Source organism: Aeromonas sp. R7-1, from assembly GCF_040908115.1.
Classification (GTDB): domain Bacteria; phylum Pseudomonadota; class Gammaproteobacteria; order Enterobacterales; family Aeromonadaceae; genus Aeromonas; species Aeromonas caviae.
The window spans coordinates 26,929-42,444 of sequence record NZ_JBFODD010000035.1 but is presented as its reverse complement, the minus strand read 5'-3'; the positions used below and the strand labels follow the sequence as shown (position 1 = coordinate 42,444).

Below are 15,516 nucleotides of genomic sequence, written 5' to 3'. Positions count from 1 at the left end.
CGCCTTTTTGGTGCCCGCGCGGCAAGGAGCCAGGCCACGGGAGAGCCCGGGCGCCCCACCTTGCCAGCCATAAAAAACGGGAGCCCCAGGCTCCCGTTGTTGTCCCTATGTCTGTCGGCATTCATGCCAGCACGGCGCCCAGGCTCAGGCAGAGCACGATCAGCACAGTCAGCATGCCGAGCAGCGGGGCCACCCACTTCAGCCAGCGCACATAGGGCACCTTGGCAATGGCCAGCCCCCCCATGACCACGGCGGAAGTCGGGGTCACCAGGTTCACCAGGCCGGAGGCGGACTGGTAGGCGGTGACCACCAGCTCGCGGCCCACGTTGGCGAAGTCGGCGAGCGGCGCCATGATCGGCATGGTCAGCACCGCCAGACCGGAGGAAGAGGGCACCAGGAAGGAGAGCACCACTTCCAGCACGAACATCACGTTGATGAAGACGATGGTGGAGAGGCCGGTCACGATCCCCTCTGCACTGTGCAAAATGGTGTGGGTGATCATGCCGTTATCCATCACCACCACGATACCGCGGGCGATACCGATGATGAGGGCCACGCCGAGCAGATCGCGTGCACCGTCGATGAAGTTGGAGGTCAGCTCTTCTTCGCTCATGCGGGAGATGACGCCGACGATGATGGCGGCAGCCAGGAACACGCCGGAGATCTGCGCCATCCACCAGCCCAGCACGGCCACCCCGTAGATCATCACGGCAAAGGCGGCGACGAAGATACCCAGCACGATCTTGCGGGTGGTGGTGAACTCCAGCATCTGGTCGCTCTTGTTGCCGAGGAAGTGGGCTCGGTTCTCTTCCCACTTGTCGGCCACCAGGGACTTGCTGGGATCGCTTCGCACCATCTTGGCGTAACGCATCACATAGGCCACGCAGATCAGCCAGCCGGCCACCAGCATGGCGACCCGCAGCCAGATGCCGTCGGTGAAGGAGATGCCGGCCGCGTTGGCGGCGATCACGGTGGCGAACGGGTTGATGGTGGAGCCCAGGGTACCGATACCGGCCCCCAGCAGCACGGTCGCGGCAGCGACCACGGGGTCGAAGCGGGCGGCCATCATCACCGGCACCAGCAGGGTGTAGAACGGCAGGGACTCTTCCGCCATGCCGTAGATGGTGCCCCCTGCGGCGAACAGCGCCATCAGGATCGGGATCATCCACTCTTCACGGCCACGCAGGCGATCGGTGACGCGCTCGATACCTGCATCGATGGCACCTGTCTTGGTCACGATGCCAAGGAAGCCACCGATGATCAGGATGAAGAGGGAGACGTCGATGGCGCCAGCCTCATAGGTGTCGTGGTTGTAGAGACCGTCGATAGGTGCCAGCAGCACGTCGACGATCCCCTGGGGATTGGCATCCACCAGTTTGTAGGTACCGGCCACCGGCACTTCCTTGCCGAGGGCCTCGTTCATGGTCATCTCGTATTTGCCGGCCGGCACTATCCAGCTCAGGGCGGCCACCAGGGCGATCAGCACAAACAGTATTGTGTAGGCTGACGGGAACTTGAATTTGGTCATGGTCCAGCTTCCTTCTGTGGGTGTGGTATCCATGCAGGCTGCGGGTCGTAGGGTTGGAGGTATTATGCCGCTGTCACATGGTTGAAAAGCCGGGGGTCACCCCCCGGCACCACTGACGACGTCAGTCGCCCAGCGTAGCCACCATCACTGCCTTGATGGTGTGCATCCGGTTTTCCGCCTCGTCGAACACGATGCTGTGCTCGGATTCGAACACGTCCTCGGTCACTTCCAGGCCCTTCATGCCATATTTGTCGGCCACTTCCTTGCCCATGGTGGTCTCGTCGTTGTGGAACGCCGGCAGGCAGTGCATGAACTTCACATCCGGGTTCTTGGTCGCGTTGATGACGTCCATGTTGACCTGATACGGGGTCATCAGCTTCACCCGTTGATCCCAGGCTTCCTTCGCTTCACCCATGGAGACCCAGACGTCGGTGTAGAGGAAGTCGGCACCCAGCACACCCTCTTTCACGTCTTCGGTCAGGTGGATGCGCGCACCGGTCTCTTCGGCGATGAGGCGGCAGGTGGCAACCAGCTCCTCTTCCGGCCAGAAGGCTTTCGGCGCCACCAGGCGGATGTCCATGCCCATCTTGGCGGCACCCACCATCAGGGAGTTGCCCATGTTGTTGCGGGCGTCACCCAGGTAGGCGAACTTGATCTGATCCAGACGTTTGCCCTTGCCGTGCTCCAGCATGGTCATGAAGTCCGCCAGGATCTGGGTCGGGTGGAATTCGTTGGTCAGGCCGTTCCAGACCGGCACACCGGCGTGGGCCCCCAGCTCTTCGACGATCTCCTGGCCGTAGCCGCGGTATTCGATGCCGTCATACATGCGGCCCAGCACCCGGGCGGTGTCCTTCATGGACTCCTTGTGACCGATTTGGGAACCGCTCGGGCCGAGGTAGGAGACCTGGGCGCCCTGGTCGAAGGCCGCCACTTCGAACGCACAGCGGGTGCGGGTGGAGGTCTTCTCGAAGATCAGGGCAATGTTCTTGCCGACCAGATGCTTGCGCTCATAGCCACCGTATTTGGCTTTCTTCAGGTCGATGGCCAGATCGATCATGTATTGGATTTCGCGAGGGGTGAAGTCCAGCAGTTTCAGGAAGTTACGGTTACGCAGATTAAAAGCCATGATGAGTTCTCTCTATATTTGTTCAGACCAATTTGGCAGTGTCATTGACTACGCAGTTGTTCAGACCAGAGCCTTGGCTCAGGCATTGACGGTATTGGTGGCGACGATGTTGGTGCCGGCTTCCCCCTTGAGGATGGCGAGGCCATCTTCCAGGGCGCCGATGCCGACCATGCCGCCGGTCGCCTTGACGAATTCACAGGAGGCTTCGACCTTGGGCCCCATGGAGCCGGCATCGAACTTGACGCCAGCCAGCTCATCCGGGCTGGTGACCCGCAGCGGACGCTGGGTCGGTTTGCCCCAGTCCAGATACACTGCATCGGCATCGGTCAGGATCAGCAGGGCGTCGGCCTTGATCTGCTTGGCCAGGTAGGCGGCAGACATGTCCTTGTCGATGACGGCCTCGATGCCGGTCAGGCTCTGGCCATCCCAGGTCACCGGGATGCCACCACCACCGGTACAGATGATGAGGTGACCCTGGGCGATCAGGGTTTCGATGGCGTCGCCTTCGACGATGCGCTGGGGCAGCGGGGACGGCACCACGCGGCGGAAGAACTTGCCGTCTGCCTTGACCGACCACTGCTTCTCGGCAGCCAGGGCGCGGGCCTCCACTTCTTCATAAACCGGGCCGATAAACTTGGTCGGGTTGGCAAACGCCGGATCCTTGGGATCGACCTGCACCTGGGTCAGCAGCGCGGTGACGTTGCGGCTCGGCATCAGGTTCTTCAACTCCTGGATCAGCATGTAGCCGATCATGCCCTGAGACTCGGCACCCAGCACATCCAGGGGATAGGGGGAGACCTTGGTGTAGGCGCTGTTCTGCAGGGCCAGCAGGCCGACTTGCGGGCCGTTGCCGTGCACCAGCACCACGTTGTAATCCTCGGCGATGCGGGCGATGGTCTTGGCGGCGGTGGCGATGTTCTTGCGCTGGATGTCGGCTTCCAGAGGTTCACCGCGGCGGAGCAGGGCATTGCCCCCCAGGGCGACGACGACAGTTGGTTTTTTCATGGGTGTTACTCTCGAATTCGGGTGTGTGTGGCGCCAGCCTCTGCCAGCGCCACGCCGTCTTGTCAGATGCCGTCACGTTCCATCGGGCAGCTCATGCAGCGGGCGCCGCCGCGACCACGTCCCAGCTCTTCACCCGGGATGGGCAGCACAGTGATGCCGGCCTTGTCGTACTTCTCGTTGGTGTAGGTGTTGCGCTCGTAACCCACCACCACGCCGGGGCGCACGGTCAGCACGTTGTTGGCGTCGTTCCACTGCTCCCGCTCGGCCTCGAAGCTGTCGCCGCCAGTGGTGATGAGCCTGAGCTGATCCACCCCCAGCGCCTTCTCGATGGCGGTCACGAAGTAACCCTCTTCCTTGATGTTCATCCCGGTGGCACCGCCCGGGGTCAGGCTCCAGCAGTTCACATCCTTGCGGATGACTTCCGGATAGACGGAGAAGGTGTCGACATCCATGTGGGTCATGACGGTGTCGAGGTGCATGCAGCTACGGTGTTTCGGCAGCTCCATGGCGATGACCTGCTTGGCCTGACCGTGCTTGAACAGGCTGCGGGCCAGATGCTCCACCCCTTGCGGCGTGGTGCGCTCGGACATGCCGATGAGCACGGCGCCACGGCCGATGACCAGAACGTCGCCCCCTTCGATGGTGGAGTTGTCGTAGTCGCGCTCCTCGTCACCGAAGTACTTGATGAACTCCTGACCGGCAAACTGCGGGTGCCAGCGGTAGATGGCCTTCACGTGGTTGGTCTCGCGACGACGGGCGGCCTTGGCCATGGGGTTGATGGAGACGCCGCCATAGACCCAGCAGGAGGTGTCGCGGGTGAAGAGGTGGTTGGGCAGCGGTTCGATGATGAAATCGGTCGGGGCATGCATGCCGACCACCATGTTGACGCCGCTGTAGGGCATCTCGGAGTAGGTGAGGCCGCCGGAGAGGATGCGGGCCAGCTCGCGGTGAGGCATGTCCGCCAGGAAGCAGCGCACGTCGTTGGCCAGGGCAGTGCCGAGGCGATAGTCGGATACCTGGTGTTGCAGCAGCCAGGCTTTGGCTTCCGGCACGTCCAGGGTTTCCGCCAGCAGATTGGTCAGGAGGAAGACTTCGACATTCTGATCGCGCAGTACCTGAGCGAATTTGTCGTGCTCCTGACCGGCACGTTCCACAGACAGGACGTCGTCAAACAGCAGATCCTGGCAGTTGGAAGGGGTCAGACGCTTCAGACTGAGGTTGGGGCGGTGCAACATGACACGGCGCAACTGGCCAACTTCAGAACCCACATAAAATTTGCTCATGATGATATTCCGTCTAGCAGTGGTCCCTGCGAGTGATTGAATAGATTCCTTCTATTCAGGCTCGTGGCTAAGGCGGGATATTCTTTATGTAGGGTACTCGGCTTGTGTTCTATCCTGCCCTTGCCTTTCGACGCAGAGATTAGGTCTGGCAACTCCACCAAACTTGGACATTGATCACATTCACCCGAGACTGCATAAATTCAGAAGTTAATTTATGATGGAGTTTACATATCTGACATTTCCCTCACCCTCCATCCGGCATAAATACGCAATAAAGCCCCAATATATTCCAAAAAGAGCGCAATTTCATTCATCTATGGTATCCACAAATGGATAGCCACCAATAAAAAACATCAAATAAATCAATGTATTAAAATCAAAACGCTCATTTTTTGAATAAAGTTCACCCACCTTTGAATTTATCCTCGCTTATCATCCCGTTTGCTCTCACATAAATAATCACCTGCTCCTTTATCGCTGAATAATCCATCTCTTGTCCCAGATCATGGCGGCCCGTCCGGGCCAGATGGCGAGCCTCATCGCCAAGTCGTGTGCACTATCTCTTTTATATGGATATGCATTTTGCACGCATCCTGATGGCGGCTTTTTCACCGACCGGAGTGCAACCGGGATTCAAAGTTTTTTCATTAGTTGAATTTTTTCAGTCACCTTGCGCCGATTTCGGGTTCGCCTTAACTCAAAAAGTGATGCTTGTCACATTCGTTCCCGTCACCAAGGAGATAACCATGAAGATCCCGTCGCTGTTTCTGTTCGTCGCCCTGGTCCTGCCCATGACACCGGCCCTGGTGCATGCCCAGGGAGCCCCCGCCATGCCGCTGGTGGTCTGTCACGTTGACCAGGCACCCCAGATGCTGGTACCCGCCTACCTATGCCAATGGTACGGTGGCAGCCAGCACCCCTGACCCTCTCGCCCAAGGGGAGGCGATCTCCTCTTGGGTCACCCCCGCTTTCCCTCCTTTATCTCCTGAATGGGATCCGGACCACTCCACCTGCATCATGCCCGTTGCCCTCCTCCACCCTCATCTGCGATCGACACTGACCGGTCTCCCCGGATTCTGAACCGCAGTTAAACGCCTTGTGAGACATTCGCCATCGACTGCGTAAGCAAAGTGCCAACAAAATTCTCGCCATAGTCGGAAGATGCGCGTGAAAAAACAGCATGAAAGATCATTAAAACCATGATTTTAAAAAAGATAACTTCATTATCCTTTCGCGGGAAACCAGTTTGAATAAAACGTTTTTCAGCATGTCATTGTCGCCCTGCGCGAAATCCTTATAGTTACTCCTGCACGGACGCAATGAAGTCGGTCAGGAAGACTGGCTGCCAGGGTTGGGCAAATGGACTCACCACAGGATGTGGTAAAGGACACCTCCCAGGACGGAGAAAGTGCGACGGGAACGGATGACTCGTCAGGCCATGATGGCTAAAGGACACCCCAAAGGATTGGGAAGGGGAAACCTAAAGGAAGAGGTATAGTCAGGGATTGCAGGGAGCAACTTCGTTCAAGGATATGAGCGATAAGACTATCGGGGGCGACGCAAGTCGCCCCCATCTTTTTTGGGTATTTTTCACGTCTGCTCGCTGATGGGTCATCCCGGCCACGATGTTGCTGGCCAGGGTACCCGGGACTCGCACAGCCGGCGCTATTCCAGCCGGAAGTGCCCCACTATCTCCCGCAGCCTGTCATAGGTGCGCTGCATGGCGTTCGAGCTGTCCACGGTGCGCTCGCCATTCCCCTTGAGCTGGGTGATCACCTCGGCGATGGCACTCATGTTGCGATTGATCTCCTCGGCAACGGCACTCTGCTCCTCCGCGGCAGTGGCAATATGGCTGATGAGATCGTTGATCTCCACCACTTCTCCCGCCATCAGATCCAGTGACGCATTCACCTTGCTGGTGTTTTCCGCCGCATCCTGGCAGCTCTGCCGGGTGTTGCCCATGGCGGCCACCACGGTCTGGGTGCCCCGTTGCAGCCGGGTCAGCATGGTCTGGATCTCGGCAGTGCTCTTCTGGGTGCGTCCCGCCAGAGAGCGCACTTCGTCCGCCACCACCGCAAACCCCCGCCCCTGCTCACCAGCCCGGGCCGCCTCGATGGCGGCGTTGAGGGCCAGCAGGTTGGTCTGCTCTGCGATGCCACCGATGACCCCGAGAATCGAGCCTATCTGCTGCACATCCTGCTGCATGGCTTCGATGGAGTGTGCCGTGGCCTCCACCTCCGTCACCAGCGCAGTGACGCTGGCCATGGCCTGATCCACCACCTGACGCGACTGGTTGGCCAGTTGCTGGCTCTGGCCGGTCAGCTGGGCAGTATTGGCCGCGCTCTCCGATACCGAGACGGCAGTACGGCTCATCTCGTTGATGGCGGTGACCACCTGTTCGGTCTCCCGCACATGCTCCGCCAGCAGGCCCTGGGCCGACCCCGTCTGCCTCGCCAATGCCGATATCCCTTCATTGAGCTGGCCGCTCGCTTGTCTCACCTCCCCCATCATGCCCTGCAACTGCTCGATGAAACGGTTGATGCCCGCCGAGATCTGGCCGAGATCATCCTTGCTGGTCACCGTGAGCCGGCGGGTCAGATCCCCATTGCCCTGGGAGAGCTCCTGTACCAGGTCGCGCAGGGAGAGGATGGGTCTATAGGCCAGGTTGAGGGCCACCATGGAGAGGGCCAGTACCAGCACCGCCACCCCGAGCAGGGCCAGGGTGATCTTGCCGTTGAGCGCCTGGGTCATGGCCCGGATATAGTCGAGATCCACATAACCGGTCAGGGTCCACTCGCTGCCGCGAATATCCAGCTTGTTGGGGCGGCTCTCGCTCTCTCCCTGGGGCTTGCTGCTGTAGAGCACCTGTCCCTGACTGTCGGTGAGGGAGAAGTAACGCCCTTCCCCGCTTACCTTGGTCAGCAGCGTCTTGAATTCGCTCATGTCGAGGTAGTAGAGGTAGGCGGAGTCGGCACCGCGCGGCACCAGGATGGAGATGACGGGTTTGCCGTCCAGCTGCTCCAGCGGGCTGACGGTGATCTGGTTGTTGGCGGCGGGGATCAGCTTGCGCAGGGCGTCAACCCTGGCCTTGTCGTCGATGACCCCGTTCGCGTCGAATGCCATGTCGCCAATGAGCTTGACGATGTTGTGAAAGCCGGTCTCCTGCAGCGCCTTCTTGACGCTGGTCACCCCAAGGTTGAGGTTGGCGGCCAGCAGCACCTTCTGGTTGATGTCACCCGCCAGCTTCTCCCTGACCAGGGTGATCTGCTCGTTGATGTTCTGGGTGGCCTGGGTGCGGATGTAGCCGCTGATGAAATGGTTGACGCTGAACCAGGCGGTACCGATGGTGACCAGAATGGCGAGCAGCAACAGCACGTTGATTTTGACTTTGAATGCCATGGTATGGGTCCCTCCAAAGAGAAAGGGCCGGGATGACCCGGCCCTCCCTGCCAATGCTTACTTCTTCTTGGCGTACTTCATGGAGTCCAGGGCTACCGCCAGGATGATGATGCCGCCCTTGATGATGAACTGCCAGTAAGGGCTGACACCGATGTAGGTCAAACCATAGTTGATCAGCGTGAAGATAAGTACGCCGGTGATCACACCCGCGACAGTTCCCACACCGCCGGCAAACGAAACGCCCCCCACCACGCAGGCCGCGATGGCATCCAGCTCGTACATGAAGCCGAGGTTGTTGGTGGCACTGCCGATCCGCCCCGCTTCCAGCATGCCGCCGAAGGCGTAGAAGACACCGGCCAGGGCATAGATGACCACCAGGTTGACGGCGACGTTGACGCCGGACACCTTGGCCGCTTCCGGGTTGCCACCGATGGCGAAGATGTTCTTGCCAAAGCGGGTCTTGTTCCACAGCACCCAGACGAAGACGCTGGCGATGGCCGCATAGAAGGTCAGGTACGAGAGCTTGAATCCGCCAATCCGGATGAAGCCCTGCGCAAAGTTGGAGAAGCGAGGATCAAACCCGGCTACCGGGGAAGCCCCCACGGAGTCGAAATAGAGGGAGTTGATGCCGTAGACGATGATCATGGTGCCCAGGGTGGTGATGAAGGGCGTCACGTTCAGGTAGGCGACGATCAGGCCGTTGACCAGACCAATCAGGGCGCCCACCACGCACACCAGCAGGATCACCGCCGGAATGGGCACCTCCCCCAGGGTGGGGAAGACCTTGTTGACGTTGGTCAGGGCCTGCAGCATGGTGGCCGCGATCAGCGCCGCCAGACCGACCTGACGACCGGCCGACAGGTCAGTACCCTGGGTGATGATGATGCCCGCCACCCCGAGGGCGATGATGACCCGTACCGAGGACTGGGTCAGGATGTTGCTGAGGTTGGTGAGGCTGAGGAAGGAGGGCTCCTTGATCACGATGATCATGAGCAACACCAGCAACACCACATAGATGCCGTTCTCTTTGAGCGCCTGCATCAGATTGAAATTTTTAGCCGACTCCATAATGTCTTCCTGTCTTTATAGGTACAGAGATGCCAGGCGCAGGATCTCGCTCTGGTCAGTTTCTTTGGTGTTGACGATCCCCGCGACCCGGCCATTGCTCATGACCATGATGCGGTCCGTGATGCCGAGCAGTTCCGGCATCTCGGAGGAGATGATGACGATGCCCTTGTCCTTCTTCGCCAGCTCCAGGATGAGCTGGTAGATCTCGAACTTGGCGCCGACGTCGATACCCCGGGTCGGTTCATCCAGCATCAGGATCTCGGGCTGGGTCAGCAGCCAGCGACCGATGATCACCTTCTGCTGGTTGCCACCGGAGAGGGAGCCAATCTGTGTCTGCTGGGTCGGTGTCTTGACCCGCATGGAGTCGATGACCCACTGGGTATCGCTCTTCATCTTGTTGTCGCTGAGCAGCCCCATGGATCCCTTGTAGTTGTCCATGTTGGCGATCAGAGAGTTGAAGGCGATGTCGAGGCGTGAATAGATCCCGGTGGAGCGGCGCTCCTCGGTCACCAGGGCGAAGCCGTTCTGGATCGCCTCGTGGGCGTTGTGGTTCGCCACCTCTTTGCCGTGCAGCTTGATGGTCCCTTCGCTGCGATCGCGGATGCCGAACAGGGTCTCCACGATGTCGGTGCGCTTGGCCCCCACCAGACCGGCGATGCCGAGGATCTCCCCCTTGTGCAGGTTGAAGGTCACGTCCTTGATGGAAGGCTGGTTCTTGGCCGTCAGGTGCTCGACCTCGAGGATCACCTCTTTGGGCTGGTTGGTTTTTTCCGGGAAGCGCTGGGTGAGCTCGCGGCCGACCATCATGCCGATGATCTGATCCATGGTCATGCCCTTGAGGGGCTGGGTCGCCACCCACTGGCCATCCCGCAATATGGTGATCTCGTCACAGAGCTGGAAGATCTCTTCCATCTTGTGGGAGATGTAGACGATGCCGCACCCCTTCTCCTTGAGCTTATTGATGATCTTGAAGAGGTGGTTGACCTCTTTCTCGGTCAGGGAGGAGGTGGGTTCGTCCATGATGACGATCTTGGCGTCATAGGAGAATGCCTTGGCAATCTCGATCATCTGCATCTGGGAAACCGACAGGGTGCCGACCTTGACCCTGGGGTCGATGTCGATGTCCAGCTCCTCGAAGATATGCTTGGTGTCCTGATACATCTTGCCGTGGTCGACAAACAGTCCCTTGGTGGGATAGCGGCCGAGCCACATGTTGTCCATCACGGTGCGTTGCAGTACCAGGTTCAGCTCCTGGTGCACCATGGAAACGCCATTCTCCAGCGCCTCTTTGGACGAGGTGAAGTTGATCTCCTGTCCCTTGAAGAAGATCTTGCCCTGATCCTTCTCGTAGATGCCGAACAGGCACTTGAGCAGCGTGGACTTCCCTGCGCCATTCTCGCCCATCAACGCATGCACAGAATGAGGACGGACCCGTAAATTGACATTATCGAGTGCCTTGACGCCAGGAAAGCTCTTACTGACGTCAATCATCTCCAACAGCCATTCTGATTGTTGCCGTGTTGTCATATCAGCCATCACATCTGGTTGAAAAGAGGGCAAGGGGATCTCCCTTGCCCTGAGGGGAGGAATTACTCGAATTGGGACAGGTTGTCTTTGTCTACGCCCACGTAGGCAACGCGGACGACCTTGTTGTCGATCTTCCAGTTGGTGCCTTCACCGGCCGGCTTGCCTTCGGCCAGGTTCTTGGTCAGCTCGAAGGTGGCCTTGGCCTGGTTGGCCGCATCGTTCAGCACGGTACCGGCCATGGCACCGCTCTTGACCATGGCCAGGGCTTCCGGCAGGGCGTCAACACCGAACACCGGGATGGCGGTCTTGCCCTGGGCCTTCAGGGACTCCACGGCGCCCATCGCCATGCCGTCGTTGTTGGCGATGACTACTTCGATCTTGTTGGCGTTCGGACCGGAGATCCAGGCGTCCATCTTGTCCTTGGCCATGGCGGTATCCCACATACCGGTATCCATGTGCAGCTGCTCGGTCTTGATGCCGCCATCGTTCAAGGTCTTGACGACGTAGGTGGTGCGGGCTTCCGCATCCGGGTGACCAGGCTCACCCTTGAGCAGCACGAACTGGATGACGCCGTCCTTGTTCAGATCCCACTCGGGGTGCGCTTTCCAGTGCTTGGCGATCAGCTGGCCCTGAATGATTCCGGACTCCTTGGAGTCGGTGCCAACGTAGTAGGCCTTGTCATAGCTGGCCAGGTCGGCCGCGCTCGGTTCCTTGTTGTAGAAAACCACGGGGATCTCGTCCGCACGGGCTTTCTCAATCACGACAGGGGCCGCCGCCGGGTCAACCAGGTTGATGGCCAGGGCCTTCACGCCCTTGGCCAGCAGCACGTCGATCTGGTCGTTCTGCTTGGACTGGTCGTTCTGGGAGTCGTTCATCAGCAGTTCCACACCCGGGGTGGCCGCCGCTTCTTTCTCGATGGCCTTGCGCACCACGGCCATGAAGTTGTCGTCGTACTTGTAGACGGTGACCCCGATACGGGTATCGGCCTGGGCTTGGGCTCCCGCCATCAGTCCCATCAGCAAGGTGGCAACTGTCGTGAGTTTTTTCATTGTTATGCTCCGATCTCTATCTGTTTTTTGTAGGGAATGCTGTACACCGTTTGAGCTGGCGCCAGCCTAATGTAATCAGTTTGTTGTGAGGCGGTCTGTGATCCTGGCAACAAAATGAAAACGTTTACACTCTGTTACATAGCCGTAATATTGTTAAAAATTAAATAGTTACGTGAGAAACCGCCTTTGAGTCTCGCCATCTCGCGACGGCGGGTCCGGCTAGCTCAGACGGCAGTGCCACTGATAACGCCCCGGCAACAGCCAGAACTCGGGCCGCACGCTCTGGCTCCAGGAGTCGTCGCCTCCCACCCCCATGTGGAAGCCATCGAGGCACAGGTGCGTGCCCCCCAGGGCCACCAGATCGGTCTGGTGACGGGCTTCGGCCAGCTGCTGCTGACTGTAGCGGCTGACACTGAAGTGGAAGCGCCCCTCCACCGCCAGATCCCCCAGTTGCAGTGCGCGGGTATCGCAGCGCAGTCCGTTGTCGGTGGGGAAGACATAAGGGGTGTGCAACGCCTCGATGGGCAATTGCCAGCGACCGAGATCGGCGGCGAGCCGGCGATCCGGGTAATTCTCGTGGGGGCCAAGCCCCAGCCAGCTCACCGGGGCACCTTCGGCCGGTTCATCAGCCAGCCAGAGCCGGGCACCGATGCGCGGCAGGGAGGGCATGTCGGCGGCCACCTCCACCTCGATGGCGAGGTGCATGGCGCCCTCCCCGTCCATCCTGTGATGCCAGCGGGTCAGGATCTTCGGCTCGTCACCCACGAAGTAGCCGTGGTGCGCCGTGATAAGACCCAGCTCCGGACTCGCCTCCAGGCCGAGACAGCGGTGCTGCAGATCATTGAGTCCGGCCTCCTGCCAGCGGGCAATCCAGGCGTTGGGATCGGCATGATCCGCCTCGCTGGTGCCGATATCGTTGTCGAGCGGCGCCCGATAGAAATGATCGGCGATGGCGTCGCGCAGCCGCTCGCGGCCCTGCTTCTGCCAGCTGACGATGCGACCACTGGCCTTGTCGAGCTGCCACAGGGAATCTGCGGCGCCAAGCACCCAGTGATCGCGCTGCTCGGTCAGGCTGACCGCCGGGCAGGCCGACGGCAGCGCCAGGGGCGCGGGCAACAGGCATTGCTGGCGAGCCACCTCGTGACCCGCTCCGGCCCAGGCCGTGGCGGTGGGCTGCACGATGGCGAGATCCAGCCAGGCGAGCGCCCCCGGCGCAAAGGCCGGCAGTTGCTCCAGCAGGGTCAGCGTCACGCTCCCCCGGGGGGCCAGCTCGAGCGGGCATTCACCCTGGCTCACCACCACCCCGTCTTCACACAGACGCCACTGCAGGCGTTCGTTGTCCGTCTCGCGGAACAGGTATTCGCTGCGGATCTCCACCGTCAGCGGCTGGCGACCCTGCAGGGTCAGAACAAAGGGCTGCTGGGCACGCCGGGCTTCAAACAGGGAGGGATGGGGGGTGCGATCGGGGAACAGCAGGCCGTTGCAGCAGAACTGGCGATCGTTGGGAGTGTCGCCGAAATCGCCACCATAGGCCCAGAAATGGCGGCCATCGTCGGTCTGCTTGTCCAGCCCCTGATCGACCCAATCCCAGACAAACCCACCCTGCAGCCGCGGATGATCGCGAAATGCCTGCCAGTAATGGGCATAGCCCCCCAGGCTGTTGCCCATGGCGTGGGCGTATTCGCACAGGATCAGCGGCCGGGTCTCTTCCGGCAGGCCGATCCACTTGGCCAGCGCCCACTTGGGCACCGCCGGGAAGGGTTGATCCTGGTGGGTACGGGCATACATGGGGCAGATGATGTCGGTGGCCGGGGTGTCGGCCCCGCCCCCTTCGTACTGCACCGGGCGGCTGGGATCCGCCCCCTTCACCCAGCGATACATGGCGTCGTGGGCCGGACCATAACCGGATTCGTTCCCCAGGGACCAGATGATGATGCAGGGGTGGTTGAAGTCCCTGGCCACCATGCGGGTGACCCGCTCCAGGAAGGCGTTGCTCCAGGCGGGATCCCGCGCCAGCCGCCCCATGGGGGTCATGCCGTGGGTCTCCAGGTTCGCCTCGTCCACCACATAGAGGCCGAGCCGGTCGCACAGGCGATAGAGCTCGGGGTGATTGGGATAGTGGGAGCAGCGCACCGCGTTGAAGTTGTGCCGCTTCATCAGCAGCAGATCCTGCTCCATGTCGGCCGGGGTCACCACGTGACCCGTGGCGGGATGGTGTTCATGGCGATTGGCGCCACGAATGAGCAGGGGTTGGCCGTTGACCCGCAGCAGGCCGCCACGGATCTCCACCGCCCGAAAGCCCACGTCATGGGCCTCGCTCTCGAGGACGCTTCCCTGCTCGTCCAGCAGGGTCAGGGTGAGGCGATAGAGGTGCGGGGTCTCGGCGCTCCACTTGTGTGGCGCCGTTACCGTCAGCCACAGCTCCGCGCGATCGTCATACACCCCTTTCTCGTCGATGGCCTGGGTGCCAATCTGCTGGCGCAGGGTCGCCACCCGCTCGTCGCCATCATAGAGGTTGGCCTCCACCGACAGACCGGCTCCGTTGGCCGCCTGCAATTCAACCTTGAGGCGGGCATCCCGGTAGCAGGCGTCGAGCTCGGGCGTCACTCGGATATCCATCAGATGACGGGCCGGTTTGTGCAGCAGGCTGACGGAGCGGAAGATGCCGCTCATGCGCCACATGTCCTGATCTTCCAGATAGGAGCCGTCAGACCAGCGCAGCACCAGGACGGCGAGGCGGTTGGCCCCGGCCTGAAGGAAGGGGGTCAGATCGAATTCCGCCGGCAGCCGGCTGTCTTGGGAGTAACCGACCCAGCGGCCGTTGCAGAAGAGGTGAAACGCGCTGTCCACCCCGTCGAAGATGATCCGGGTCTGCCCCTCGGCCAGCCAGTCCGCAGCAATGGTGAACTCGCGGGAGTAGCAACCGGTGGGATTCTCGGCAGGCACCCGGGGCGGGTCGCAGGGAAAGGGGTACTTGATGTTGGTGTAGATGGGCACATCCGTGACGGGCCGCGCCCCCGGATAGGCCGCAGCCAGTTGCCAGTTGCCCGGCACCTTGATGGGGCAGGCATCTGGCAGATCCTCTACCAGCCACTGCTCCGGCACCCGCTCCGGGGCCTCGAACCAGGAGAACTGCCACTCGCCGTCCAGCAGCAGGCGGGAAGGTGACAACCCCCCCATCCTGGCTTCCCCTTCACTGCGCCAACTGGACAAGGGGGTATGGGCTGGCAACCGGTTCACGGCGGTGATCCCCTGGGTCTGCCAATCCTGACGGGCCACTATCTCCCTGAGCATGCTTCACTTCTCCCTGCATTCACGCTGAAAACCACTGCAGTGTAGGAGAGTTTTGCCCGGTGATCGGCGATCCCGCTCACACAGATGTAAACGATTACACTCATTTTGTTAAGTAAAACGGAGTAAAAATCGGATAAATCCGAGTAAATAACCCCGCGGGGGAAAAGCGGACCTTCGGAAGGGCAAAAGATGCCCGGGAGTGTGAAACCGGGAGGCAATGGCCGAACCAGCTGAGCA

At 60.6% G+C, this 15,516-nt stretch carries 10 protein-coding genes; 1 reads left to right on the top strand and 9 read right to left on the bottom strand.

Annotated elements, in window-relative coordinates:
- Positions 1 to 121: 121 nt before the first annotated feature.
- The 4 genes from AB5Y51_RS07935 to arcA all read right to left on the bottom strand — a co-directional run bounded on the left by AB5Y51_RS07935 (position 122) and on the right by arcA (position 4,942).
- Complete coding sequence (locus AB5Y51_RS07935; protein ID WP_010676008.1) at positions 122 to 1,528, bottom strand: YfcC family protein; 1,407 nt, start codon at positions 1,526 to 1,528, stop codon at positions 122 to 124.
- Between the two features lie 121 nt (positions 1,529 to 1,649).
- Positions 1,650 to 2,654 (bottom strand): ornithine carbamoyltransferase, encoded by a 1,005-nt coding sequence (gene argF / locus AB5Y51_RS07930; RefSeq protein ID WP_010676009.1) that lies wholly within the window; start codon positions 2,652 to 2,654, stop codon positions 1,650 to 1,652.
- Positions 2,655 to 2,732: 78 nt separating this feature from the next.
- Positions 2,733 to 3,659 (bottom strand): carbamate kinase, encoded by a 927-nt coding sequence (locus AB5Y51_RS07925; RefSeq protein WP_223955928.1) that lies wholly within the window; start codon positions 3,657 to 3,659, stop codon positions 2,733 to 2,735.
- A gap of 62 nt (positions 3,660 to 3,721) precedes the next feature.
- Positions 3,722 to 4,942 carry an arginine deiminase gene (gene arcA, locus AB5Y51_RS07920; RefSeq protein ID WP_010676011.1) on the bottom strand — a complete coding sequence of 407 codons (1,221 nt, stop codon included), beginning with the start codon at positions 4,940 to 4,942 and terminating at the stop codon, positions 3,722 to 3,724.
- Positions 4,943 to 5,688: 746 nt separating this feature from the next.
- On the opposite strand from arcA, the gene AB5Y51_RS07915 reads away from it, so the two are divergent.
- Entirely contained in the window at positions 5,689 to 5,865 is a 177-nt protein-coding gene (locus AB5Y51_RS07915; RefSeq protein WP_102983722.1) for a hypothetical protein, read from the top strand.
- Positions 5,866 to 6,607: 742 nt separating this feature from the next.
- On the opposite strand, the gene AB5Y51_RS07910 is transcribed toward AB5Y51_RS07915, so the two are convergent.
- From AB5Y51_RS07910 to AB5Y51_RS07890, 5 genes are all read right to left on the bottom strand, one after another.
- Positions 6,608 to 8,341, bottom strand: coding sequence for a methyl-accepting chemotaxis protein (locus AB5Y51_RS07910; protein ID WP_368178255.1), 1,734 nt, complete (start codon positions 8,339 to 8,341; stop codon positions 6,608 to 6,610).
- 57 nt (positions 8,342 to 8,398) lie between these two features.
- Complete coding sequence (gene mglC, locus AB5Y51_RS07905; protein WP_010676014.1) at positions 8,399 to 9,409, bottom strand: galactose/methyl galactoside ABC transporter permease MglC; 1,011 nt, start codon at positions 9,407 to 9,409, stop codon at positions 8,399 to 8,401.
- Between the two features lie 15 nt (positions 9,410 to 9,424).
- Positions 9,425 to 10,945: a galactose/methyl galactoside ABC transporter ATP-binding protein MglA gene (gene mglA / locus AB5Y51_RS07900; protein WP_010676015.1), complete on the bottom strand. Its 1,521-nt coding sequence runs from the start codon at positions 10,943 to 10,945 to the stop codon at positions 9,425 to 9,427.
- Positions 10,946 to 10,998: 53 nt separating this feature from the next.
- The gene (mglB, locus tag AB5Y51_RS07895; RefSeq protein WP_010676016.1) at positions 10,999 to 11,985 is read right to left on the bottom strand and encodes a galactose/glucose ABC transporter substrate-binding protein MglB; all 987 of its coding nucleotides are present in this window, start codon (positions 11,983 to 11,985) and stop codon (positions 10,999 to 11,001) included.
- Between the two features lie 219 nt (positions 11,986 to 12,204).
- A complete protein-coding gene (locus AB5Y51_RS07890) occupies positions 12,205 to 15,279 on the bottom strand; it encodes a beta-galactosidase (RefSeq protein WP_368178254.1) in 3,075 nt (1,024 codons plus the stop codon).
- Positions 15,280 to 15,516: the final 237 nt, after the last annotated feature.

Coding starts and splice junctions, on each gene's coding strand:
- mglC (WP_010676014.1), bottom strand. CDS start 9,409: ATGGAGTCGGCTAAAAATTTCAATCTGATGCAGGCGCTCAAAGAGAAC.
- AB5Y51_RS07890 (WP_368178254.1), bottom strand. CDS start 15,279: ATGCTCAGGGAGATAGTGGCCCGTCAGGATTGGCAGACCCAGGGGATC.
- AB5Y51_RS07915 (WP_102983722.1), top strand. CDS start 5,689: ATGAAGATCCCGTCGCTGTTTCTGTTCGTCGCCCTGGTCCTGCCCATG.
- arcA (WP_010676011.1), bottom strand. CDS start 4,942: ATGAGCAAATTTTATGTGGGTTCTGAAGTTGGCCAGTTGCGCCGTGTC.
- mglB (WP_010676016.1), bottom strand. CDS start 11,985: ATGAAAAAACTCACGACAGTTGCCACCTTGCTGATGGGACTGATGGCG.
- AB5Y51_RS07935 (WP_010676008.1), bottom strand. CDS start 1,528: ATGACCAAATTCAAGTTCCCGTCAGCCTACACAATACTGTTTGTGCTG.
- mglA (WP_010676015.1), bottom strand. CDS start 10,945: ATGGCTGATATGACAACACGGCAACAATCAGAATGGCTGTTGGAGATG.
- AB5Y51_RS07910 (WP_368178255.1), bottom strand. CDS start 8,341: ATGGCATTCAAAGTCAAAATCAACGTGCTGTTGCTGCTCGCCATTCTG.
- AB5Y51_RS07925 (WP_223955928.1), bottom strand. CDS start 3,659: ATGAAAAAACCAACTGTCGTCGTCGCCCTGGGGGGCAATGCCCTGCTC.
- argF (WP_010676009.1), bottom strand. CDS start 2,654: ATGGCTTTTAATCTGCGTAACCGTAACTTCCTGAAACTGCTGGACTTC.